The sequence below is a fragment of the Pseudomonas sp. 20P_3.2_Bac5 genome, assembly GCF_025466035.1.
GTDB lineage: Bacteria > Pseudomonadota > Gammaproteobacteria > Pseudomonadales > Pseudomonadaceae > Aquipseudomonas.
This window is the reverse complement of the sequence record NZ_JANLOA010000011.1, coordinates 16,347-38,662: the sequence shown is the minus strand read 5'-3', so window position 1 is coordinate 38,662 and position 22,316 is coordinate 16,347. Positions and strand designations below refer to the sequence as shown.

19 protein-coding genes are annotated in these 22,316 nt (G+C 63.6%); 10 read left to right on the top strand and 9 right to left on the bottom strand.

Annotated features, from left to right (window positions below; translation table 11 throughout):
* Positions 1-13: 13 nt before the first annotated feature.
* Both NTD88_RS01935 and NTD88_RS01930 read right to left on the bottom strand, forming a co-directional pair.
* Complete coding sequence (locus NTD88_RS01935) at positions 14-1,393, bottom strand: class II 3-deoxy-7-phosphoheptulonate synthase (RefSeq protein WP_095155120.1); 1,380 nt, start codon at positions 1,391-1,393, stop codon at positions 14-16.
* A gap of 56 nt (positions 1,394-1,449) precedes the next feature.
* Positions 1,450-2,487: an EthD domain-containing protein gene (locus NTD88_RS01930; RefSeq protein WP_262155348.1), complete on the bottom strand. Its 1,038-nt coding sequence runs from the start codon at positions 2,485-2,487 to the stop codon at positions 1,450-1,452.
* A 408-nt stretch (positions 2,488-2,895) separates the two neighbouring features.
* On the opposite strand from NTD88_RS01930, the gene NTD88_RS01925 reads away from it, so the two are divergent.
* The 3 genes from NTD88_RS01925 to NTD88_RS01915 are packed head-to-tail and all read left to right on the top strand — an operon-like array spanning position 2,896 to position 8,341.
* Positions 2,896-4,560 carry an FAD-dependent monooxygenase gene (locus NTD88_RS01925; RefSeq protein WP_095155119.1) on the top strand — a complete coding sequence of 555 codons (1,665 nt, stop codon included), beginning with the start codon at positions 2,896-2,898 and terminating at the stop codon, positions 4,558-4,560.
* Positions 4,557-4,835 carry a DUF2783 domain-containing protein gene (locus NTD88_RS01920; protein ID WP_095155118.1) on the top strand — a complete coding sequence of 93 codons (279 nt, stop codon included), beginning with the start codon at positions 4,557-4,559 and terminating at the stop codon, positions 4,833-4,835. Before NTD88_RS01925 ends, NTD88_RS01920 begins: the two co-directional genes overlap by 4 nt.
* A complete protein-coding gene (locus NTD88_RS01915; RefSeq protein WP_262155347.1) occupies positions 4,832-8,341 on the top strand; it encodes an indolepyruvate ferredoxin oxidoreductase family protein in 3,510 nt (1,169 codons plus the stop codon). The genes NTD88_RS01920 and NTD88_RS01915 overlap by 4 nt, the downstream gene beginning before the upstream one ends.
* A 67-nt stretch (positions 8,342-8,408) precedes the next feature.
* Here NTD88_RS01915 and NTD88_RS01910 read toward each other — a convergent pair whose 3' ends face one another.
* The 6 genes from NTD88_RS01910 to NTD88_RS01885 form a co-directional block, all read right to left on the bottom strand.
* On the bottom strand, positions 8,409-9,803 hold the full coding sequence (locus NTD88_RS01910) for an MmgE/PrpD family protein (RefSeq protein ID WP_262155345.1): 1,395 nt from the start codon (positions 9,801-9,803) through the stop codon (positions 8,409-8,411).
* Between the two features lie 75 nt (positions 9,804-9,878).
* Complete coding sequence (locus NTD88_RS01905; protein ID WP_262129294.1) at positions 9,879-10,445, bottom strand: acetyl-CoA carboxylase biotin carboxyl carrier protein subunit; 567 nt, start codon at positions 10,443-10,445, stop codon at positions 9,879-9,881.
* A 23-nt stretch (positions 10,446-10,468) separates the two neighbouring features.
* Complete coding sequence (locus NTD88_RS01900) at positions 10,469-11,956, bottom strand: acetyl/propionyl/methylcrotonyl-CoA carboxylase subunit alpha (protein WP_095155114.1); 1,488 nt, start codon at positions 11,954-11,956, stop codon at positions 10,469-10,471.
* Between the two features lie 2 nt (positions 11,957-11,958).
* On the bottom strand, positions 11,959-13,185 hold the full coding sequence (locus NTD88_RS01895) for a hydroxymethylglutaryl-CoA reductase (RefSeq protein ID WP_095155113.1): 1,227 nt from the start codon (positions 13,183-13,185) through the stop codon (positions 11,959-11,961).
* 12 nt (positions 13,186-13,197) lie between these two features.
* Positions 13,198-14,706, bottom strand: a complete 1,509-nt coding sequence (locus NTD88_RS01890) for an acyl-CoA carboxylase subunit beta (RefSeq protein ID WP_095155112.1) — start codon at positions 14,704-14,706, stop codon at positions 13,198-13,200.
* 225 nt (positions 14,707-14,931) lie between these two features.
* Positions 14,932-15,282 carry a MarR family winged helix-turn-helix transcriptional regulator gene (locus tag NTD88_RS01885; RefSeq protein WP_262155344.1) on the bottom strand — a complete coding sequence of 117 codons (351 nt, stop codon included), beginning with the start codon at positions 15,280-15,282 and terminating at the stop codon, positions 14,932-14,934.
* Between the two features lie 484 nt (positions 15,283-15,766).
* Here NTD88_RS01885 and NTD88_RS01880 point away from each other — a divergent pair, with 484 nt between their 5' ends.
* Both NTD88_RS01880 and NTD88_RS01875 read left to right on the top strand, forming a co-directional pair.
* Positions 15,767-16,633, top strand: coding sequence for a prephenate dehydrogenase (locus NTD88_RS01880; protein ID WP_262155343.1), 867 nt, complete (start codon positions 15,767-15,769; stop codon positions 16,631-16,633).
* Positions 16,634-16,654: 21 nt separating this feature from the next.
* The gene (locus NTD88_RS01875) at positions 16,655-16,936 is read left to right on the top strand and encodes a chorismate mutase (RefSeq protein ID WP_095155109.1); all 282 of its coding nucleotides are present in this window, start codon (positions 16,655-16,657) and stop codon (positions 16,934-16,936) included.
* 129 nt (positions 16,937-17,065) lie between these two features.
* Here the strand turns inward: NTD88_RS01875 and NTD88_RS01870 are convergent, their stop codons facing one another.
* On the bottom strand, positions 17,066-18,088 hold the full coding sequence (locus NTD88_RS01870; RefSeq protein WP_262155342.1) for an MsnO8 family LLM class oxidoreductase: 1,023 nt from the start codon (positions 18,086-18,088) through the stop codon (positions 17,066-17,068).
* Between the two features lie 232 nt (positions 18,089-18,320).
* On the opposite strand from NTD88_RS01870, the gene NTD88_RS01865 reads away from it, so the two are divergent.
* The 5 genes from NTD88_RS01865 (at position 18,321) to NTD88_RS01845 (ending at position 22,311) form a co-directional block, all read left to right on the top strand.
* Entirely contained in the window at positions 18,321-18,482 is a 162-nt protein-coding gene (locus NTD88_RS01865) for a hypothetical protein (protein WP_262155341.1), read from the top strand.
* Positions 18,483-18,617: 135 nt separating this feature from the next.
* Positions 18,618-19,571: a LysR family transcriptional regulator gene (locus NTD88_RS01860; protein WP_262155340.1), complete on the top strand. Its 954-nt coding sequence runs from the start codon at positions 18,618-18,620 to the stop codon at positions 19,569-19,571.
* Positions 19,572-19,712: 141 nt separating this feature from the next.
* On the top strand, positions 19,713-21,170 hold the full coding sequence (locus NTD88_RS01855; RefSeq protein WP_262155339.1) for an FAD-dependent oxidoreductase: 1,458 nt from the start codon (positions 19,713-19,715) through the stop codon (positions 21,168-21,170).
* A gap of 35 nt (positions 21,171-21,205) precedes the next feature.
* Complete coding sequence (locus NTD88_RS01850; protein ID WP_143501931.1) at positions 21,206-21,724, top strand: CMD domain-containing protein; 519 nt, start codon at positions 21,206-21,208, stop codon at positions 21,722-21,724.
* Positions 21,721-22,311 (top strand): peroxidase-related enzyme, encoded by a 591-nt coding sequence (locus tag NTD88_RS01845; RefSeq protein WP_262155338.1) that lies wholly within the window; start codon positions 21,721-21,723, stop codon positions 22,309-22,311. The genes NTD88_RS01850 and NTD88_RS01845 overlap by 4 nt, the downstream gene beginning before the upstream one ends.
* The last annotated feature ends 5 nt before the right edge of the window (positions 22,312-22,316 follow it).

Genomic DNA, 22,316 nt, shown 5'->3' with positions numbered 1-22,316 from the left:
TGCGGAAAAGGTTTCAGAGGGCCAGTTCAAGGATCGCCGGTTCGGGCTTTTCGATCTTCAGTTTCTCGGCAATCAAAAAGGCCAGCTCCAGGGCTTGGGTGGCGTTCAGGCGTGGGTCGCAATGGGTGTGGTAGCGATTGCTCAAGTCCGCGTCGCAGATGCGCTGTCCACCCCCGGTGCATTCGGTGACATCGGCACCGGTCATCTCCAGATGTACGCCGCCGGCATGGGTGCCTTCGGCCTGGTGGACATCGAAAAAACGCTCGACTTCGGTGATCACCGAAGCGAACCGCCGCGTTTTGTAGCCGGTGCTGGACTTGATGGTATTGGCATGCATCGGATCGACCGACCAGATCACCTCGCGCCCTTCGTTCTTCACTGCGCGCACCAACTGCGGCAGGCGTTCGGCGAGCACGTCGGCGCCCATGCGTACGATCAAGGTCAAGCGCCCAGGCTCGTTGTCCGGGTTGAGCGCATCGATCAGGCGCAACAGGTCGTCTTCCCGCAGGGTCGGCCCGCATTTGAGGCCGATGGGGTTTTTCACGCCCTTGAGGAACTCGACGTGGGCATCCTCGACACCCCGCGTGCGTTCGCCGATCCACAGCATGTGCGCCGAGCAGTCGTACCATTCGTCGCTGGCATAGTCGAGGCGGGTGAAGGCTTCTTCATAGTTGAGCAGCAGCGCATCGTGGCTGGTGAACAGCTCGGTTTCACGCAGCGCCTGGACAGACTCTGGCGAGACACCGCAAGCATTCATGAACTTGAGGGCTTCCTCGATCCGGCGGCCAATCACTCGGTAGCGCTGGCCCTCGGGGGCGCCGGCAATGAAACGGGTGTTCCATTGCTGGACATGACGCATGTCGGAAAAGCCGCTGCGGCCGAGGGCGCGCAACAGGTTCATGGTGGCGCTGGACTGGTTGTACGCCTGCAGGATTCGTTCGGGATCGGGTCGGCGAGCCTGCGCGTTGAACTCGATGGAGTTGATGATATCGCCGCGATAACTGGGCAGCGTCACCCCGTCAATGGTTTCGTCGGGGCTGCTGCGCGGCTTGGCGAACTGCCCGGCAATCCGCCCGACCTTGACCACCGGCACCCCGGTGCTGAACGCGAGCACGGTCGACATCTGCAGGAAAACCCTGAACAGGTCGCGGACGCCGCCCGGATGGAACTCGGCAAAGGATTCCGCGCAGTCGCCACCTTGCAGGAGGAATGCCTTGCCACGGGCGACCTGGGCCAGGCGAGCCTTCAGTGAACGGATCTCGGAGGCCAGCACCAGCGGCACGCTGCCGCGCAGTTGCGCCTCGACCGCGGCGAGACGCTCGGGGTCGGGATACTCGGGCAATTGCAGTACGTTCTTTTCACGCCAGGACGAGGGTGACCATTCATTGGGCATCGGTACTTCTCCGCTTGTTCCATAAGGGGATCGGGTGAATCAGGACGCTGCGTGCGTCAGGCGTGCGCGCCGACATCCCGTCGAGCAGGCGCGGGGCTGGCGGTGTGGGTTTCACCGGGCAGTTGGTTGATGACCTGGAAGGCGAGGCCAGTCCAGTACTCAGGTTGCTGCGTATCGATCAGTGGCGCCTGGGCCTGGGTGAGCGCGGCGATGCCCGGATCAAGCAGGAACTCCTCCAGGTCGATGATCGAACTGAAAGCGCTGATTGCCACGCCGTCGATGTCCTTGGCCACTTCGTGATAAAGCGGCTGGTCCGCGTCGACCGGACCGATGTTGTGCAATTGCACATAGCGCCTGACCAGGCGCTGGGTCGCCGGTTGCTCGAGCAAGCGGGGTGCGTATTCCTGTAGCCAGCGGCGCTGGAACTGGTCGCGGCTGAGTGCCCGGTTACGGCGTATCAGGCTGATCAACAGGATCGATTCGCGAGATGTCGCGCTGGGTATGAGGATGTGCTGACGGCACAGGATCGGGCACAGCTCGCGGAAGATCACCTGGTCTTCGGGGAGGATCGCCCGGGAGATTTCCTCGTGGCCGAAGGTGACTTGCAAGGCGTCGGTGTTGGCGAAGCCGAGGTACGCGATACCGTCCCAATCCGGGCGCGCGTAGGGCGGCACACGGCCGATCACGCTGTCGAACAGTCGGCCGTCGTTGTCGAGGGGCGGCAGGTAGGGCAGTGGCGAGAGGTGCGAAGGGCCTGCGCTGAGGCGGTGTATCTGGTCATAGCGCAGCAAGGGATGGCGGCCGTCCGCTTGGGTGGGCAGGGCGTGGGTGAAGCGTGGGCCGTGGGTCTTGCGCCAGTACTCGGTCCACTTTTCGAAGTTGAGGTTGGGCTGTGCCTCGAATGCATTCACGGTATTGGCCGGGTCACCGAGCACCTCGCCATACAGGTCGAGCATTTGCAGCGGACCTTTGCGTCGCTGATTCAAAGGCGTGTTGTCGGCCCGTGACAACAGCGTGCACAGCACGGTCAGCGGTTCGGTGCCCACGGCGGAATCGAGTGTCGATGCCGGGTTTTCCTTAGTGATGTCGAGCATTGCATCTCCTGAATAAATCATCGCCCTTCCATGGACCGCGACGTCCAGGTACGCCTGGGCTTGTGTTCAACATGACTTCATGTCGAAAAAGAAAGTAGTTCACGAATAGATCGCTTGCAATATAGTTTTTCGGAGTTTTATGTCGAAGCGCTCCACCGCGCCTAAGCGTGGCGTTTTCGGGCTGTATCTCTTGTATCTATGGGTATTGATGGCCATGTGCTGGCGGCTTTTATCGTCTGGATGCACGCTGTGGCAGGGAAAAGTTACAGACTGATAAACGTTATAAACATAGTTTTTTACACTATAAAACTTCAAGAAAGGCGTACTTGCGTACTACGCGTCAGGGAGCTAACTTCCTTTGCCAGGACCTGCTTTAACGCGACAACTTGCCATCGGAGGCGACGATTCATGCACCAGCCGTCCAGCTTGATCTATTCCACTCCCCCGGATCTTCAACTCACTACGGCCCGAACGGTGCCCCTGGCGATTGTCGGTGCCGGCCTCGTGGGCTTGACCCTGGCGCTCGACCTGGCCCGGCGCGGCGTAGCGAGCGTTGTTCTGGAGGCCCGGCAGACGCTGACGGAAGGATCCAGGGCCATTGTGTTTGCTCAGCGCAGTCTGGAAATCCTCGGGCGCCTGGGGTTGCCGGAGAACTTGCGGGAAAAAGGCGTCGACTGGCAGCTTGGCCGGGTCTTCCACAAAGACCAGGAGATGTTCAGTTTCGACTTTCAGTTGGAGCCCGGCTTTGGTTATCCGGCGTTCCTCAATATCCAGCAAACCTATATCGAGGAATGGCTGGTCCAGGCTTGCCTGGCCACTGGCCTGGTGGAGTTGCAGTGCCTGAGCAAAGTGGTGGGCGTCGAGCAGCGGGCAGAGGGGGCGACCGTGAGTGTCGAGTGCCCCGACGGTGCCTATCGATTGCATTGTGACTGGCTTGTCGCTTGCGACGGCGCGCGGTCGGCGGTCCGCAGTGCGCTGGACCTGCCTTTTATCGGCAAGGTATTCGACGATCACTTCCTGATTGTCGATGTGGAAATGAAGCCCGACTTTCCCGCCGAGCGACGTTTCTGGTTCGACCCTCCCTTTCATCCCAACCATTCGGTGTTGCTGCACAAACAGCCGGATGACCTGTGGCGGGTTGATTTCCAACTGGGCGCCGACGCCGATCCGGCCGTGGAGCGCGAACCAGAGCGGGTCGCCAGGCGGCTGCGAGCGATGTTCGGCGAGCAGACGCCGCTACGCATCGACTGGATCAGTGTCTACACCTTCCGCTGCCGGCGATTGGAGAGCTTTGTGCATTCGCGGGTGGTCTTCGCCGGTGACAGTGCGCACCAGGTCAGCCCGTTTGGCGGGCGTGGCGGCAATGGCGGCATCCAGGATGCGGACAACCTCGGCTGGCGCCTGGCCGGAATCATCCTCCACGGTGCGTCACCGGCGCTGATTCACTCCTATGACGAAGAGCGGGTGTTCGCCGCTGACGAAAACATCCTCAACTCGACCCGCAGCGCGGACTTCATCACCCCGCCCAGCAGCGCCGTGCATGTATTGCGCGAAGCGTCCCTGGCGCTGGCCAGCAACACCTCCTGGGCTCGCACGCTGATCAATTCCGGGCGGCTGTCGAAGCCGGCGCGGTTGCTTGGCGTCGGTCAGTTCGAGCAGTTCGGCGAGCACGACGCCACCCGCATCGCGCCCGGGACGGCGAGCCCGGATGCACCCGTAACCGTTCACGGCAAGCCCGACTGGCTGCTCAACCATCTGGGCCGGCGGGGCTTTACCGTATTGCTGTACGAGCCCGGCCCGACGCCGGTAGCGGAGGCGATCGCCGCGGCCTATCCGGTCGATGTGCTGGTGCTGACTTCACGCAGGCCCGACCCGGGGCTCGATCAGGTGTGGGATCACACGGGCCTGGTCGCGTCGCGCTACGGCCTGCAACCGGGGGCGGTGGCGGTGATCCGCCCGGACCAGCATGTGTTGACCACCCTGAGCTTTCTCGATGTGGCCGCCATCGAGCGCGCCATTGCTATCGCTTCGGCCACTGAAGTGCCTGCCCACGCACAGGAGCATGTGTCATGAGCACGTTATCCAGCCCTTTGGCCACCAGCCTTGCCAGCGAGTGCCGCCTGAGCAACCCGGATGGCTACTTCCAGCTACTGACCGACGCCTGCCAGGACCTCGACGCATCGGCCGGGCATTTGCTGCATGCCCAGTTGGTGTTGCTGCTGATGAACCATATCGGCGATGAGGCCGTACTACGAGAGGCGATTGTGATTGCTCGCCAGGGATTGAAGCTGCTCAGCACCACTGCCCCCTATCCACAGCAAGCGCACTCTGAAGGGACTCGAACATGACTCTGGATTCGGCGTACGGGCTTGACTCTCGTTATCGGCGGGGTATCGAAGAGCCCGCCGGCAAGATCTTCCTCAGTGGCCAGCAGGCGCTGGTACGCCTGCTATTGGCCCAGGCTGCCGCGGACCGCGCGGCGGGCATCAATTCGGCGGGTTTTGTCAGCGGCTATCGGGGCTCGCCGCTGGGTGGCCTCGACCAGGAGCTGTGGCGGGCCAGGCCGTTGCTGGAAAAGGCCAACATCCGCTTTCAGCCGGGCATCAACGAAGACCTGGCGGCGACCGCGCTGATCGGCAGTCAGCGAGTGGAAAGCGACCCGACCCGATTGCACGACGGCGTCTTTGGCATGTGGTACGGCAAAGGCCCGGGAGTCGACCGTTCCGGCGATGCCCTGAAACACGGTAACGCCTACGGTTCGTCGCCCCATGGCGGCGTATTGGTGGTCACCGGAGATGACCATGGTTGCGTTTCGTCGTCGATGTCCCATCAGTCGGACCAAGCCTTGATTGCCTGGGGGCTGCCGGTGATCCACCCGGTCGGGCTCGACGATTATGAGTATTGCGGGTTGTGGGGCTGGGCCCTGTCGCGGAGTTCCGGGCTGTGGGTCGGGTTCAAGGCGATCACCGAAACGGTCGAGGCATCGCGTTCAGTCGAAACCGTCGAAGCGCCACGCTTTACCGCGCCGACTATCGATCCCGGACCTGACGGTCTGCACTGGCGCTGGCCAGACTTGCCAGGCATGCAGATTGAACGGCGGTTTTCCTACAAGATCGAGGCGGCGCGGAGTTTCATCCGCGCCAATCCCCTTGATCGGGTGGACGTGGCACCGGCCTTTCCCCGGCTGCTGATCGCGGCCGTCGGCAAGGCGTATGGCGATGTGCGCGAGGCTCTGGAGCGTGGCGGCGTGACACTGGACGCGCTGGAAAAGGCTGGGATCGCCCTGCTCGGCGTGCGGGTCGTGTACCCGCTGTCACCGGTGTTGGAATCCTGGGCCCGGCGCTGTGAGCGGGTGCTGGTCGTCGAAGAGAAGGCCGGCGTAGTGGAAGACCAGCTAAAGCGCGCGCTGTTCAACGCCAAACCGGAGCACCGGCCGCTGATCATCGGCAAGTTGGATGAACGCGGGCAACCGTTGTTGTCGGTCACCGAAGAGCTGCGGCCTTCACGGATCATGCGGGTTCTGGCGACACGTCTGGCGCCGTTTGGCCTGGCCATCGATGCGCCGCGCTACTGGATCGAAGGCCCGGTGTCGCGCGAACTTCACTGGCTCAAACGCACGCCCTACCTGTGCTCGGGGTGCCCGCACAACACCTCGACCCAGTTGCCGGAAGGCAGCGAGGCCCGGCTGGGTATCGGCTGTCATGCGCTGGCGGCGCGGATGCCCGACCGCGCAACCAGCGGCAGCGTGCAAATGGGGGGCGAGGGTGCCGACTGGCTGGGGCAGATGGCTTTCGTGGCGACCCCACATATTTTCCAGAACATCGGTGACGGGACGTTTTTCCACTCGGGCTACCTGGCGATTCGGCAAGCCATCGCCGCCAACGCCAATATCACTTACAAGGTCCTGTACAACGACGCGGTTGCAATGACGGGCGGCCAGCCGGTTGACGGCAAACTGAGCGTGCGCCAGGTGGTCGAGTTGGTGCAGAGCGAAGGCGTGCGCGAAGTCGTGGTGGTGGCGGATGACCCGAGCCGCTACCCATCAGGCGAAGGCTTGCCGGAGGGCGTGAAGGTTTACCACCGTGACAGCCTGGACAGTGTCCAGCGGCGTTTGCGGGAATTGCGCGGCGTCAGTGTGTTGGTGTTCGACCAGGTGTGCGCCACTGAAGCCCGGCGACGGCGCAAGCGCTTGCCGCCCGCGAAGGTGCAGTCGCGGGTGGTGATCAACGAGCAGGTCTGCGAAGGCTGTGGCGATTGCCAGGTCAAGTCCAACTGCCTGTCGGTGGTGCCGGTGGACACCGAATTCGGCCGCAAGCGCAGTATCGACACCGATTCCTGCAACCTCGACCAGTCCTGTGTGAAGGGCTTCTGCCCAAGCTTCGTCACCGTCAGTGGCACGCCTGCCACGGCGCGCCGCAAGCAGTTGCCCGCCGAGGATGTGCTGGTCCGCGCCGGCGCCCTGGCGACGCCAGAACAGGTGGGCTTCGAGCGGACCTTCGAACTGCTGCTGACGGGCGTGGGCGGCACGGGTGTGGTGACGATGGCGGGCACCATCGCCATGGCCGCGCACCTGCAAGGGCTGGACGTGTCGGTGCTGGACTTTACCGGGTTTGCCCAGAAAGGCGGCTCGGTGTTCAGTCACATCCGTCTGGCCCGGAATCCACGGCAGTTGCACCAACACCGCATCGACCGGGCCTGCGCTGACGTATTGATCGCCTCCGACCTGGCCGTTGCCTCTGAAGATGAAGCCTTGAACGTGCTACGCCGGGGCAAGTCCCGGGTGGTCGCCAGCACCAGCGAAGTCCAGGCCGGCGCGATGCTGCTGGACCCGGCCGTGCGCCTGGAAACCGGGGCGATCGAGCAGCGCCTGATCGACACCGTGGGGGCCGAGCGCTATCAGTCGCTGGATGCGCGCAAGGTGGCGACGGCGGTGGTCGGCCCGATGCAGGCGAATATCCTGCTGTTGGGGTTTGCCTGGCAGCAAGGCGCCATCCCCCTGACGTTCGATGCCCTCGATCGCTCGCTGGAAATCTATGGCGGCGATGTCCAGTCCAACCGCGTGGCGTTTGCCTGGGGACGACTGCTGGCGGCCGATCCGGCCTTCGTCGACAGTCAGATCAACCCGGCCCCGCAGATCCGCCCCGCGCCAGTGGTGTCGCAGGACGAGACCCTGGCGCAGGTGGTGCAACGGCGTAGTGCGTTTTTGGTGGACTATCAGGATCAACGTTATGCCGCGCGTTACCGGGCGATGGTCGAGCAGGTCGTCCAGGCTACCGCGGGGTTGGGCGATACCACGCTGGCCCATGCAGTGGCCCACAACCTGTTCAAGCTGATGGCGTTCAAGGACGAATACGAAGTGGCGCGGCTGCACAGTTCGCCCGAGTTTCTGAAAAGCCTCGGCGAGTCGTTCGCCGGCCGGCCCAAGGTGACTTTTCATCTGGCCCCACCGTTGCTGGATGGCTTGCGCAAGCGCACGGGCGAACCGCGCAAGATCAAGGTCTCCGGCTGGATCATTCCGGTCTTCCGGGCGCTGGCGGGGCTGCGTTTCTTACGGCACACCGCGCTGGACCCGTTCGCTGTGCTCAAGGAGCGTCGGGAAGAGCTGCGCCTGCTCGAGACCTACCAGAACACCGTGCTTTCGCTGCTGCCGAAGCTGACCGCCGAAAACTTGCCGCTGGTGGTGAGTTGGGCGCGCCTGCCGGAAGCGATTCGCGGCTACGGGCATGTCAAGGCGCGTTCGATCATCGGCGCGCGGCAGCGCGAGAGTGAATTGTTGGCGCAGATCAATGGTGGCCCGCTGGAGCGCAATGAAGTCCGGCGCATCGCGGTGGTGGAGGTGGAAAAGGTCTATTGACGGCAAGCGGTCCCGGGGAAAACGACAACAGGCACCTTTGACAGGTGCCTGTTGTCGTTTGGGTCGATTACAGCGGGGCGTGCAGGGCCTGGGCGAGTACCTGATAGGAAGGGTTGATCGCGTCGCGGTCAAAGATCCAGTCGACGATGGTTGCCGACTGTGCCCGGGCCTGGGCAGCGTCCGACCAGGCCAGGCACTTGTTGAACTTCGTCAGCAGCTCTTCCTGGCTCATCGGGTTCAGCGGGTTACCCTTGGCGTGGCTGACTTCGCCTTGCAGGACCGTGCCATCGGCCAGCTCGATGCGGATCTTGATCTTGCCGTGGGTGCCCAGTTCGGCGATCTCGCAGGACGGGTCGTGGTCGGGAAAGATCTTGCGGCTCAGGGCGATCACCGCAGGCCGCAGGATCGCCTGTTCGTTGAAGTCATCGATGAACAGGTCGCCGCTGGTGAGTGCCGCGGCGATGTTGTAAGCCAGGCTGAAGCGCGCCTCGACGACCGTGGTCGGTGCTTGCTTGCGTTCGATCGGGGCGCTGACCAGGTCGAAGATCTGCCGGTTGGTCAGCACGTCGATGCGCACCACCTCCGCCGCCTGCAGGCGGCGCCCGCGCACCAGTTCAAGGGCCAGGGCCACCGCCGAGGTATTGGGCCGGCACGTGGGGTAGGGCTTGAAGGCAATGCCGTCGGTGTTGCTGAACGTGTTGCCTAGACCGGCCTCGATGGTGTCCAGTTCCGAGCCGGGTTCGAAGGCGTTGTAGTAGCCCCAGCGACCGGTGAGGAACTGGCTCGCGCCGGTAAAGCCGTTGGCCGCCAGCACCACGGCGCGCACCGCATTGGCCGCCACCAGGCCCTGCTGGTAGAACACCGTCGAGGCGCCATCGATCATGCACTGGGTTTCGCCCAGGGCACTGGTGTAGGCGATGCCCAGCGCGTGATGCAGTTGCGCACCTCGCAGGCCGTAGAGCTTGCCGGCGGCGGCCGTGGCGGCGATGACCTTGCACAGGTCGTAGCGACCGCTTTCCAGCAGGGTTTCCTTGCGGGCCCGGGACAGGCGAATGGACAGGTCCTGGCCGGCGACAAAGGCCGTGAGGAACGCCTGGCGGTCGATGGGCTGGCCGATCAGGTCGGCAATCGCCAGTAGCGGCGGCAGGATGGCCACGCTGGGATGGGTGCCCAGAGGGTCGGCGACGTCATCGAAATCCAGCACGCGGGCGGCCGCGCCGTTGAGCATCGCCGCTGCCGGCGCGGGTAGCGCCTGCTGACGGCCGAGGACCCGGCTTTGCGGCTGGCCACCCCATTGCTCGACGATTCCGGCCAATACCTTGACCCCCGCATCGCGGGCACCTGCCAGTGACACACCGAGGGCATCGAGCAACGAACGGCTGGCGATTTCCAGGGAGGCGGCGTCGATTGAAGCAAAGGTCAGGTCGTCACAGTACTGGGTGACGCGGGCTTCTAGTGTCATTTCAGCTCCATTGAATATGAGAAAAGTTACCGGGTCGCGCCCCGTCGCGGCTGCTACGGGGGCGGTGTGCAGCGCTCAATCCACCTTGGCGAAGGTGATCAGCAGTTGGCCGGCGAGGATGCCGTCGTCCTGTTTGATGTGCAGGGTCTTGATCTGTCGGCGACCGGGCGCGGACAAGGTCATGACCATCTTCATCGCTTCGATGCGCAGCAACGGCTGGTTCTCTTCGACGAGTGTGTCTTCGCTGACCAGCACTTCCAGCACGCGCGCGGGCATCGGTGCCAGCAAACTGCTGCTGAAGTGCTGGCGGGGCGTCGCGTCGCCATCCCCCCGGCGTTTGCCGCTGTGCCAGGTGAGGGCGCGTTGGCTGCCGGCGTGGTTCAGGGTCAACTGTTGCGCGCCATTCGCGGTGACATGCACGGTCTTGCGTTGGCCGTCCACGTTCAGGGTCAGCCGGGTGGTGCTGTGGGGCAGTTCGTCCTGCTGCAGAACTTCCAAAAGGAGGCTGCTGCCATCGGCGAACACTGCTTGGTAACGCTGTTCGCCGAGGGCTTCGATGTGCACCTGTGCCGTGCCGGTGTCGCCTTCTGCGCTGCCGGCCAGCGTCGTGACGGGCAGGCTGTGCGCCGCTGATCTGCTCATGCGGGGTCGCTCCTTGAGGGATATCAGGCCAACTGCCAGTGGCTGTTGCGCCGGGTCCAGGCCGATGGTTGGTTACTTGCCGTGGCGGGCACGGGCGCGGCTGCCGGAGACAGCTCCAGGTGCCGCGCCAGTGCCGCCACGGCATGCAGCAGCCGGGCGTCTTCGGCGGGCAGGGCATGGGCCGAGGGAAAGTGATTGCAGATAGACAGGTCATACGTGCCGTCGACGAACGCCGGGTAGGACAACAGCCAGGCGTGCACCGGCAGGTTGGTGCTGAAGCCCGCCACCAGCCATTCCTCCAGCACGGCACGGGCACGCCGTACGGCAAAGGCACGGTTGTCGGCGCTGACGATCAGTTTCAGGCACAGGCTGTCGAACAGCGGCGACATCAGCGAGCCGATCTGAATCCCGGAATCGACACGAATTCCCGGGCCCTCCGGGATGCGGTAGTCGATGACCCGTCCGCCGGTGGGCAAGAAATCGCCATGGGCATTTTCGGCGCACAAGCGGAATTCGAAAGCATGCCCGTGAAATCGCACCTGCTCCTGGGTCAGGCCCAGTGGCTGGCCCTGGGCCGAACGAATCAGGTGTTCGACAATGTCGACCCCGGTGATTTGCTCTGTCACCGGGTGCTCGACCTGAATCCGCGCGTTCATCTCGATGAAGTAGAACTGTTCGCTGGCATCCACCAGAAATTCCACGGTGCCGACACTGTCGTAGTTGACCTCCCGGGCCACAGCCAGCGCCGCCTCATGCAGGCGTTGCCGGACCTCGTCACTGAGGTTCGGCGCTGGCGCTTCCTCGACGATTTTCTGGCGACGGCGCTGCACGCTGCATTCCCGTGTCCCCAGGTGCAGGTAATGGCCGTGCTGGTCGGCGAGTACCTGGACTTCAATGTGGCGGACCACTTCCCCGAGGAATTTCTCCAGGTACAGTTGACCGCTGCCGAACGCGCGGATCGCTTCATGGCGTACCTCGGCAAAGGCCCCGGAAAACTCGTCGGGCTGCGTCACCACGCGGATGCCACGTCCGCCGCCGCCCAGGGCCGCTTTGAGCAGGACCGGGTAGCCGAGGGCGTCGGCGGCACGCGCGCCAGTCTCGACGTCATCGTCGATGGTCAGGCCTGGCACCACTGGAACCCCGGCACGCTGGGCGGCGGCGCGCGCGGCAATCTTGTCGCCGGTGTGGCGCACGGCCGCCGCGTTGGGTCCGATGAACAGCAGGCCGGCATCTGCGCAGGCCTGGGCAAAGTCGGCGTTTTCCGCCAATGGCCCATAGCCCGGCGCCACGGCGTCGGCGTTGCTGTCCAGGGCCGCGTCGATCACGGTCTGGATCAGCGTCGCGGGATCCCAGGCTTGCACGCGGACCGAGCTGTCGGCCGCAAGAACAAAGGGCGCCTGGTCATCGTCGGCGCTGTAGATCACCACGGTCTCGATGCCCAGCAGTTGGCAGGTGCGGATAAAACGGTGGGCGATTTCTCCACGGCAGCAGATCAGAACGCGACGAACCATCGTCATACCTCCGCCAGTCGAGCAGGCGTTGCCCCGGCACTCTGGCCACGGCCCAGCGTGGTGTGGGCGCGGGTGAACTCGCCGGCGCTGACGGCGCCCGCCACTGAGACTTCGCCCGCCAGGGCTACGGCGGCGGCGATTTCCGCCAGCTTGCGGGCGTCGTCCGTGCAACCCAGCATCTGCAGGCACTCTTGCTGCGCGGGCAGGCGCGTGCCGCCACCAACGGTGCCGACAATCAGGTTGGGCAGGGTTACGCTGGCGAGCAGGTCGCCATTGTCCAGCACGTCGAAGGTGGTGCAGGCGTTTTTGAACGACACCGTGACGAACGCGGGGTCTTGCCCGCAGGCAATGAACAGCGCGGTCAGCGCATTGGCAACATGGATGTTCGGCGCGGTCGCGCCGCGTTGCGCGAGCAGGCTGTTGCAGGCATGCAGGAAGCGTTGCATGCGCAGCGGCGTGGTGCGCAGGCGCTGTTCCACCAGTGCCTTGGGAATTCTCACGCTGGCAGACACATAACGGCCCTTGGCCTGGTCGGCCACGAAGCGCTTGTCACCGCCCAGGGTGTTGAAATAGTAATCCACCCACTCCGGGCATTGGTTCTTGATATAGCGGCAGGCGGCTTCGTTGGCTTTGGTGGCCATGTTCAGGCCCATCGCGTCGCCGGTTTCGTAGGTGAACGCCAGACCCACCAGATCGCCCTGGAATAGCGGCGATACCTCCAGCAGGCGTGCATGGTTGCTGGTGGCGTTGGCCGTTTCGACGATCTCGACCATGTGCGCCCTGAGCCAACTGTCGAACCGCGGCGCATCACTGGGGTCGTGCAGGACGAACGCGGAAATCTTGGTCAGCGCGTCGCCCAGAAACCGATACGCGGGCTGTCCGGGCGAAGGCTGGGCGTTGTCCAGGCTGGTGATATTGCAGCCGCCACTGTCGGTGATCAGGTTCATGCCGCGGGAGAAAGATGCCACCAACGCACCTTCGGTGGTCGCCAGCGGCACGATGAACTCGCCTTTGGCTCGTTCGCCATTCATCAGCAGCGGCCCGGCAATGCCCAGAGGCGTGCCGACGAAGCCGATGAAGTTTTCACAGGTGCCCTTGACCTGCTCGCCACTGATTGCCGCTCCGCCGATATAGGGAAGGCGGGTATCCGTCTGCTCGGCGACCCAGGCCAGGCGTCGGGCGATCTGGTCTTCGTGATAGTCGTTGCTGGGGTCCCTTGGAATAGCCATGACCGTGCTCCTTCACAGTTGGATGTTCGAATGTCTTCTACCCGGCAGCCCCGGGATCTTGTCTTGCAAGAGGGTGAAATTGGCGATCAGCGTATTGCGTAGATGCTCGGGCTCGACCAGGCCTTCGATGTAGGTGCGGCTGGCCGAATACTCGGCGCTGGCGTGGGCCTGGCGGTAGTCATCGATCAGGGTTTCCCGGCGTGCTTGGGGATCGGCGGATGCGGCAATGTCCTTGCGGAAAATCACGTCGACTGCGCCCTCCGGGCCCATTACCGAGATTTCCGCGCCGGGCAGAGCGAAGATCAGGTCGGTGGCCGAACGGTTGGCCAGCGTGGGATAAGCGCCGCCGTAGGCTTTGCGCAGGACCACGGCGATTTTCGGCACACTGGCTTCGCAATACGCGTGCATCAGCTTGGCGCCCGCACCAATCACGTTCGAGCGTTCCTGCTGCCGCCCCGGCAGGTAGCCGGGCACATCGATCAAGGTCAGCAGCGCAATCCCGAAGGCATCGCACAACCGCACGAAGCGCGCGGCCTTGGTCGAGGCGTTGATGTCCAGGCAGCCCGCCAGCCAGGACGGTTGGTTGGCGATGATGCCGATGCTCTTGCCGCCCAGCCGGGCGAAGCCGATCACGATATTGCGGGCGAAGAGCGGCTGTACTTCGAGGAACGACTGCTCATCGACGAAGCCGTCGATCAGTTGGCGGACATCGAACGGCAGGTTCTTTTCGCGGGGAACCAGGCTGGCCACGGCGGGGGTCAGGTAACGCTGGGTCGTCGGACCCTCCACATGCGGAGGGTACGCGGTGTTGTTTTGCGGCAGGTACGACAGCAGTTGCCGGGTCAGATCCAGTGCCGCCTCGACACTGTCCACGAGGAAATGGGCCAGCCCGGTTTCGCTGGCGTGCATGAACCCGCCACCGATTTCTTCCTTGGTCACTTCCTCGCCGGTGGCGCGCCGGATCACCGCGGGGCCGGTCAGGAACAGCGCTGACTGGTTGTCGATCATGATAATGAAGTCCGTCAGCGCCGGGGTGTAGGCGGCGCCGCCGATGCAGTCGCCGAGGACGACGGAAATCTGCGGCACCACCCCCGAGGCCCTGACAGTCTTGTAGAACACATGGCTGAATTGCGAATCGGCGTCCACACCTTCATGGATGCGCAGGCCGGATGAATGATTGAGGGCGATCACCGGGACCCCGGTGCGCAGGGCGATGTCCAGAACCTTGCCGATTTTCAGGGCGTGGATGCGGCTCGAACTGCCGCCCATGAAACTGCCGTCATGGCCGTAGACGATAACGGGGCGACCGTCGATTGTGCCATGGCCGGTGGCGATGCCGTCACCGCGGGTCTTGCGGGCAGCGGCGCCGAAATGCACGCAATCGTGCTCGGCCTGGGCGTCAAGTTCCTGGAAGCTCTCGGGGTCGAGCAGGTCGATGATCTGTTGCCGGTGCACGGCGGGGGTGGGAGCGGGAACTGTCCGTTCACGAGTAGCGTCCCTGACTTCAAGCGAATCTGACATGAATGGGCTCCACGGGCTGATAAAAGCATGACGAACGCCGTCCCTTGGCTTGCTCGCAGAAAGGCGCTCTATGGATTGAAGCTGGCGATAATCGGATGCTGCACGACGATGCTAGATCTCATGCGAGCTATTCGCAAGTATTGCTAGAAGGAGTTTTCATGGAGCGAAAGGGGATGCGGGGAGGGGAATGCGCCGGGTGTGGGGAAGGCTCCGGCGCGGAAGGGGTCAGTCGGCGGCGGCCGTGATGATCTTGTCAAATACCCCGTCGACAATCGCCAGGTGTTCGGAGGGCACGCCATCCAGCAGCTTGGCGCGGATGTGCCTGACGACCAACTCAGCCTGTTCCGCCAGCTTGCGACCGGCGTCCGTCAGATAGAGCGCCTTGGCACGACGGTCGGAAGGGTCGTCGCGACGTACCACCAGGCCGGCACTTTCCAGTTGATCGAGCAAGCGCACCAGGGACTGTCCTTCCAGCCCCATGTGGTCGGCGAGGGTGCGCTGGCGCAGGCCTTCGCCCAGTTTATTGATGAGCCACAACGGGGTGGTGGTGGCCTCGGACAGATTGAGCTTGCTCAATTCTTCGTCGGATACCTTGCGCCAGACCCTGGCAGCTCGCTGCAGGCGCAGACAAAACGTATCGTCTGCAAGGGAACGTAAGCTTGAATACATCGCTACACCTATTGTTGTATTTGATCGCCGCTTCTCCGGTGGTCGTGGCCGAAGCAGCCTGCCCGCCGGTTCACGATGGGACAACGGGCCAGCTGCGATGCCTTGGCGGCTAATCGCGTGATTTAAAGTGGGTACAAGCGAACAGTCAGGATGTATAGACATCCTGACTGTAGCAGAGCGCCCACGTGTACGCCGATTCACCCCGCTTGCCGGTGATCCGGGCGTCGGCCGCCATTATCGAGGTTTTTCAGCCTTTTCACAGGCGAAAATTCTCCTTCTGCCTCGTCCGTTAGTGGCAAATGAAGAATTTTACGACCTTGCGTATTGATCGTTCGCGTACTAATTTTCATGCTCGCATTGGTAAACCACTCAAGCAAAGGAGTGCGGGAGCATGGAACGCATACGTCATCTGGGTATCGTTGGCTTGGGATTGCTGGGCAGCTCTATCCTGCGGGCGGTGAAACTGAACTACCCGCACATTCACGTGCACCTTTTCGATGGCAACCGCCAGGTCTGCCGTGAGGTTGAGGCGCTGGGCCTGGTGACACAGTGTGCCGCTAGCCTGGCGGAATTGCAGGACTGTGACCTGGTGGTGGTGTGCGTACCGACGGGGGCGGTGGCGACGGTAGTCCTGGCCCTGGCCGAGGGTATGAAAAACGGCGCTGTGCTGACGGATGTCGCGTCAGCCAAGCAGACGGTGATCAACGAGCTGGAAGGTCGTTTGCCGGCGCATGTCTCATTCGTCCCCGGCCACCCCATGGCGGGCGGTGAAGTGAGCGGCCCGGGGGCCGGGCGCAAAGACCTATTTGTCGGCAAGAGCTGCTTGCTGGTTCCGCTCGCCACCACGGCGGAGAACGCTATTGAACGGGTCGAGGGGTTCTGGCGCGCGCTTGGTGCCGTGACCTGCCGGGTCGATGCCCGCCAACATGACCGGATCGCGGCGTTGACCTCGCATCTGCCGCACCTGATCGCCTTCTCGCTGATGGAGACCTTTGGCGACCAGTTGCCCATCAACCCGCAGACCGGTTCGTTCATCGGTCGCAGCTTCTTCGAACAGATTCGGCTGGCCTCATCGGATGTGACGGTGTGGACCAGCATCTTTGAAAACAACACGGATGCGCTGCTTTCCCAGACCGAGCATTTCATCGAGGTACTGAGCAAGTGGTGCGCCATCCTGCAAGAACGTCCGCTGGAGTTGCACGGCAAGATAAGCCACTCCTCGGTGCTGGCCAACAAACTGCTGGGAAGCGCGCTGTAGCGCAGAGGGAGAAAGAGGCAAATGGACAACATTGAACTGGCAAGCTTGCGCCACACCATCGACGAACTGGACGAGCAACTGATCATCCTGCTTTCTCAACGGTTTGAGGTCACCGAGCGAGTGGGGCGACTCAAGGCCCGGCAGCGATGGCAGGCTGTGGACCCCGAGCGCGAGTCGCAGCAGGAGCATCGTTATTCAGCGTTGGCTTCACAGCATGGCTTGAGCCGGGCGCTGATCTTGAAGATCTTTCGCACGATCATTGACGAAGTGGTGTGTAACCACCGCTCGTTCGTTCGCCATTGACCCGGTATGGCGAGGGCCACCCTGTCGGGGGGCCGCAGCCGTGGCCCTTCAAGGATCAGCCTCTCACTCTTGAGCCCGTGGACGCGCTCTTCCATAGCGCAATGCTTAGGTGCGCCAGCCGGGCTTGCGCTAGCGTGCGCCGAGACCGGATGCTTCGGAAAGCAGTCGGTAGCTTCGCAGCCGGTCATCGAAACTGTAGGTGACCGTCACCACCCCGATTTCCTCGCAGCCGTATTCGTCAGCGATGTGTCGAATCCTCGACCAGCAGGTCTCGGGCGAGCCCACCACCATGTCGCCTAGCGTGTTGTCGAACTCGACTCGCTCCTGCTGAGTCATCCGCGCGTATCGCCGCTGCACCTCGCCAGGGGACAACAAAGGCTCGCGGGGCATGCTTCCTGCCATCAGTTTCCTGTAGACGGCGGTGCCGGCGAGGAAGCGCGCTTCGTCATCCGACGCTGCGCAAATCACTGCAAGTGCAACCAGGCGAGGAGGGGGCGTGGTGATCCCGGACTGCCGGTACGCTTCGGCATGTTGCCTGAAAATCGCCGGAGAGCATGTCGCCGGTGCGATGAATTTTGCCAGCGCCAGACCCATTCCCAACTGCCCCGCCAGGGTTGAGCTACCGCCGCCTGACCCGAGCATCCATAGCGAGGGCAGGGTGGCAGGGCTGGTGTCGCAGGCCAAGGCTGCATAAGCATGATTCGTCGGGAAATCACCCCGCAGAAACGCACAGAGTTCAGCGGCCTGCCGGGGGAAATGATCGTGCTGTAAAACACTGCCGGGGGCAGCGAGGGCAATCGAACTCAGGTGACTACCGCCAGGCGCTCGTCCTATTCCCAGATCGATGCGCCCAGGGAAAAGTCCACCGATGAGCGCGAAGGTTTCGGCCACTTTATAGGGGCTGTAATGCGTGAGCATCACGCCGCCGCTGCCAACCCGCATCCTTGTCGTTGCGCTGGCGATCCGCGTGAGCAGAATTTCCGGAGCCGCACCGGCGAACTGAATGCTGTTGTGATGTTCGGCTACCCAGTACCGGTGGTAACCCAGGCTTTCGCACGCGATGGCGAGTTCCAGCGACGTGGCGGCGGCGGTTACCGAGGTTCGGGCTTCATGGATGGGCGTCTGATCGATTACGGTCAATTTCAATGACACTGCACGTGGCTCCGTAAAGGCCGGTTGGGCAACTGAAAGGGAAAGAGGGTGCGGCTTTGTGTAGATGTTAACGAATTTGCTCGGCGAAGTGTGACGGGCAGTGACGCTCCCTTCGCTTGTGCACCCAGCATGACAACTTCCAGTTGGCTCGATGCGAGCCTTGCCCCGCGCTCGACGGCGGCAGGGAGCCTGCCAGACGCCCCCCCTAAAGACTCTCAGAGTCGCCGACAGCGTGCGCGGCCTGGCCGGGCGGACCCGGCAATCGGCAGGAGAAATCGAAGGCACCATCGACCAGTTGCTGCAGGTCACCACCCAGGTGGTGGACGAGGTGCAGTCGGGGCTGGTCCTGATCGAGGACAGCCTGCACCTGAGCCACTGGAACAACCCTCGATAGTGGCTGGCCAACGCAGTTGATCAGTATCACGGGGCTGCGCGGATACCTTTTAGATTGCAATGAATCCCACTTGATTGAAGAATCAGCGCACCCGGCCACACGGCCAGACGGTATCGCTGTTATCAAGGAGAATTCGTGGATCTGCGCCAACTCGAGGCTTTCGCAGCCGTTATGTCCGCCGGCAGCGTGACGGGCGCCGGGCAGATGCTCGGCCGCTCCCAGCCCACCATCACCCGGTTGATCCAGGAGCTGGAGCAGGAGCTCGGCTTCGCCCTGTTCGAGCGCAGCGGCCCGAAAGTCACGCCGACGCAGAAGGCCTTCCTGCTGACCGCCGAGGTGGAGAGCGCGCTGCAGGGCATTCGCCATGTGCAACAGCGAGCGCAGAGCATCGCCCGCAACGAAAACAGTTCGTTGCGCATCGTCGCAACCGCGGCGCTGGCCACCGGGCTGATTCCGCAGACCCTGGCCAACCTGCCCGAGGCGCTGCGCCCGCAACAATTGCAGGTGCACAGCATGCTGCCCGGCCCCGCGATCGAAGCGGTGCTGTCCAAGACCGTTGACCTGGGCGTGGTCAGTCTGCCGTTGGAGCACCGCGGGCTGGAGCTGCACTGGATCGCCCAGGCGCCGTGCGTAGCGGTGTTGCCAGTGGATTCGCCGCTGGCGGACGAAGCGGTGATCAGCATGGAGCGCCTGGCGGCCCATACCCTCGCCAGCATTTCCAATCCGTTCCGCTTCCGCCGGCGTATCGATAAAGCCTTCGAAGCCGCCGGGGTGAAGCCCGCGCACATCATCGACACCAACTCTTCGCTGATCGCCATCCAGATGGCCCGGGTCGGATTGGGCATCGCCCTGGCGGACCCGTTCACCGCCCTTGGCGTGCCGCTCAATGGCGTGGTGGTGCGGCCGATCGAGGTGGACATTCCGTTCTTCTTCGGCCTGGTGACGCCGTTCGCCAGCCCGCTGTCCGATGCCGCCCGGCAACTGGTGGTGGCGCTGGAAGCGGCTTGCCAGGAGCTGATGCCCGGGGTCATCGTCCATCCGGCCAACCGTCATGACGCGCTGATGCAGTCGATCTACGCCAGCCAGTGACTGAACCTGCGGGCATATGAATAGCGTTTTTTAGTCTTTGGAGAAATTAAGTCTCACCAATAGTATTCGGTTTAAGAATTCAATTGCCGATTGAATGCAGAAAATGAATTCAACGGCCGCGATTTTTCATCGAGTACCTACATGTCCCTATCTTCACCTTCCCCGGGCCTGGATGCCCTTGAACAGCGGCTTGCCGAAGACCTCGAATGGTTGGGCCTGCCCGCCAGGGAATGGATCCCGGAGCAAACGTTGGATGGCCAGCCCGTGCTCCCGGTCGTGATCGTCGGCGGTGGCATGGCCGGCCTGGCGCTAGCCGCCGAACTCAAGCATCTGGGTGTGCCGGCCTGCCTGTTCGACAAAGCTGATGAGGGCCTCGAAGGCCCCTGGATTACTACCGCGCGCATGGAGACGCTGCGCTCGCCGAAACAATTGAGCGGCCCGGCGCTGGGCCTGCCCGCGCTGACGTTCCGCGCCTGGTTCCAGGCGCAATTCGGCGCTGCGGCCTGGGACGCCCTCGACAAGATTCCTCGTCTGCAATGGGCGCACTACCTGCGCTGGTATCGCCAGGTGCTCAAGCTTGAAGTGCGCAACCGCCATCGCGTTGCCAATGTCGACGCCAGCCGCGAAGACCATGTGTGCCTGCAGGTCGAATCCCCGGGCGGCGACTTCATCGTGCTGGCTCGCCATGTGGTCCTGGCGACCGGCCGTGATGGCTTGGGTGGCCCTTGGGTTCCGGAGATTGCCGCGGTACTGCCCCGGCACCTGTGGGCGCATTCGGCGGATGGCCTGCGCGACGACCACTTCGCCGGCAAGCGTGTGGCGGTGGTCGGCGGCGGGGCCTCGGCCATGGACGCGGCGGCGACCGCCCTGGAAGCCGGCGCAGAGCGGGTCGACGTGTTGATTCGCCGGGCGCAGTTGCCGCGGGTGAACAAAGGCAAGGGCGCCGGCAGTCCGGGCATGACCCACGGTTACTGGCGCCTGCCGGACGCCTGGAAATGGCGGATTCGGCGCTACCTGGAAGTCCAGCAGGTGCCGCCGCCGCAAGGCAGCACCTTGCGCGTATCGAAACACGGCAATGCACGGTTCCTGTTCGACAACCCCATCGAATCGGTGGTGGTGGGCGAGGGCGACGAATTGCTCGTGCGCACACCGCGGGCGAACCTGACCTACGACTTCATCGTATTCGCCACCGGGTTTCGCAATGACCTGACGACGCGCGAGGAGTTCGCGGGGCTTGCGCCCCATGTGCGGGTCTGGTCGGACCACGCGGGCTTCGCTAGCAACGAGGGCGCCAGCGAGCTGGCACAGTTGCCGGACCTCGGCGCCCAGTTCGAATTCCAGGAGGCCCGTCCCGGCAGTTGCCCGGGGCTTGGCCGGGTGCATTGCTTCAACTACCCCGCGGCGCTCACCTATGGCGGTGTTTCCGGGGATATCCCGGCCATCAGCGATGGCGCCAAACGCATCGCCCAGGCGCTGGCTGGGCAGTTGTTCGGTGAGGACATCGCCTGGCATTTCGCGCAGATGCAGGCCTACGAAGAACCTGAGTTGCAGGGGGACGAATGGACCGCTGGTGTCCTTGCGCCTGAAGAGCTGCTGTGAACCCGTGATTCCCGCCCATCCTCCGAGGTAGTGCCATGACCGTTTCCCTTTCATCCGGGCCGGATTTGTTGTCCGGCCTGTTGCCGGCCAGCCCGTACCTGCATGACCTGCGCGCCAGCCGCGACAAGGTCGTGCAGGCGACCCGGGACAGCCACGCCGCGCTGTTCGATCCCGGCCTCGACCAGGCCCTCGACCTGCTGACCCGCCATGCGGTCGCTTTGTACGTCGCAGTGCTCAACCGCCAGCCCGCGCTGGCCGCGCATTACCGCAGCCAACTGCTGGACGACGGCCTCGCGCCGGTCTCTCGGGCGGCGATCGAGGCCGACGACCTTGAAGGTGTGGGCGACCCACGCTTGCAGCGGATTCTGGGCTATGCCCGAGTGCTCACGCTGACACCCGAACAGGGTGATCGCGAGGCCCTCTACGGTCTGCTCGAACAGGGCCTGGGGCCGGTCGAGGCGGTGAGCCTTGCGCAATTGGTCGCGTTCCTGGCGTTCGAAGCGCGCCTGCTGGGCGGCCTGGCGGTAATCGGTGAAAAGAGGGCGCAGGCATGAGTGAATTGATCGAAGAACAGGGCTTCACCAACGCCAGCCTCGTCTGGAAAAGCTGGCTGCCATTGGTGGACAAGGACACCGCCAGCAGCGAGCAACTGAGCGTGCTGAAAGAGAGCCATCCCCGCGCGCTGGTCTCGGAGTACTACCTGACCCTGGCCCATCAGCCTGAGATCCTGCGCCACCGCTCACTGGCCTTCAACGCCATCATGTATGCGCCGGGCGGCCTGTCGCGGGCCGAGCGGGAGCTGGCCAGCGTGGTGGTGTCGCGGGTCAACCGCTGTGTCTATTGCGCCTCGGTGCATGCCCAGCGCTACGAACAACTGGCCAAGCGCAACGCGGTCATCGCCCAGGTGTTCGCCGACCCGTGGAGTGCCGGCGACACCGACCGCGAGCGGGCGATCATCCGCTTCGCCATCGCCCTGACCCTGCAACCCGCCGGCAACCATGAGGAACAGGTGCGTGACCTGCGCGCGCAGCTCAGCGATGCCGAAATTCTCGATCTGGTCCATGTGGTGGCGATCTTCGCCTGGGCCAACCGGCTCATGCTCAACCTGGGCGAGCCGCAGCCTGACACGGCACCGGTATGAACGCG

Excerpts from the sequence above, each read along its gene's own strand:
- NTD88_RS01880 (WP_262155343.1), top strand. The coding sequence starts at position 15,767 with ATGGAACGCATACGTCATCTGGGTATCGTTGGCTTGGGATTGCTGGGC.
- NTD88_RS01910 (WP_262155345.1), bottom strand. The coding sequence starts at position 9,803 with ATGACACTAGAAGCCCGCGTCACCCAGTACTGTGACGACCTGACCTTT.
- NTD88_RS01850 (WP_143501931.1), top strand. The coding sequence starts at position 21,206 with ATGACCGTTTCCCTTTCATCCGGGCCGGATTTGTTGTCCGGCCTGTTG.
- NTD88_RS01935 (WP_095155120.1), bottom strand. The coding sequence starts at position 1,393 with ATGCCCAATGAATGGTCACCCTCGTCCTGGCGTGAAAAGAACGTACTG.
- NTD88_RS01845 (WP_262155338.1), top strand. The coding sequence starts at position 21,721 with ATGAGTGAATTGATCGAAGAACAGGGCTTCACCAACGCCAGCCTCGTC.
- NTD88_RS01855 (WP_262155339.1), top strand. The coding sequence starts at position 19,713 with ATGTCCCTATCTTCACCTTCCCCGGGCCTGGATGCCCTTGAACAGCGG.
- NTD88_RS01920 (WP_095155118.1), top strand. The coding sequence starts at position 4,557 with ATGAGCACGTTATCCAGCCCTTTGGCCACCAGCCTTGCCAGCGAGTGC.
- NTD88_RS01905 (WP_262129294.1), bottom strand. The coding sequence starts at position 10,445 with ATGAGCAGATCAGCGGCGCACAGCCTGCCCGTCACGACGCTGGCCGGC.
- NTD88_RS01875 (WP_095155109.1), top strand. The coding sequence starts at position 16,655 with ATGGACAACATTGAACTGGCAAGCTTGCGCCACACCATCGACGAACTG.
- NTD88_RS01900 (WP_095155114.1), bottom strand. The coding sequence starts at position 11,956 with ATGGTTCGTCGCGTTCTGATCTGCTGCCGTGGAGAAATCGCCCACCGT.
- NTD88_RS01890 (WP_095155112.1), bottom strand. The coding sequence starts at position 14,706 with ATGTCAGATTCGCTTGAAGTCAGGGACGCTACTCGTGAACGGACAGTT.
- NTD88_RS01895 (WP_095155113.1), bottom strand. The coding sequence starts at position 13,185 with ATGGCTATTCCAAGGGACCCCAGCAACGACTATCACGAAGACCAGATC.
- NTD88_RS01925 (WP_095155119.1), top strand. The coding sequence starts at position 2,896 with ATGCACCAGCCGTCCAGCTTGATCTATTCCACTCCCCCGGATCTTCAA.
- NTD88_RS01915 (WP_262155347.1), top strand. The coding sequence starts at position 4,832 with ATGACTCTGGATTCGGCGTACGGGCTTGACTCTCGTTATCGGCGGGGT.
- NTD88_RS01930 (WP_262155348.1), bottom strand. The coding sequence starts at position 2,487 with ATGCTCGACATCACTAAGGAAAACCCGGCATCGACACTCGATTCCGCC.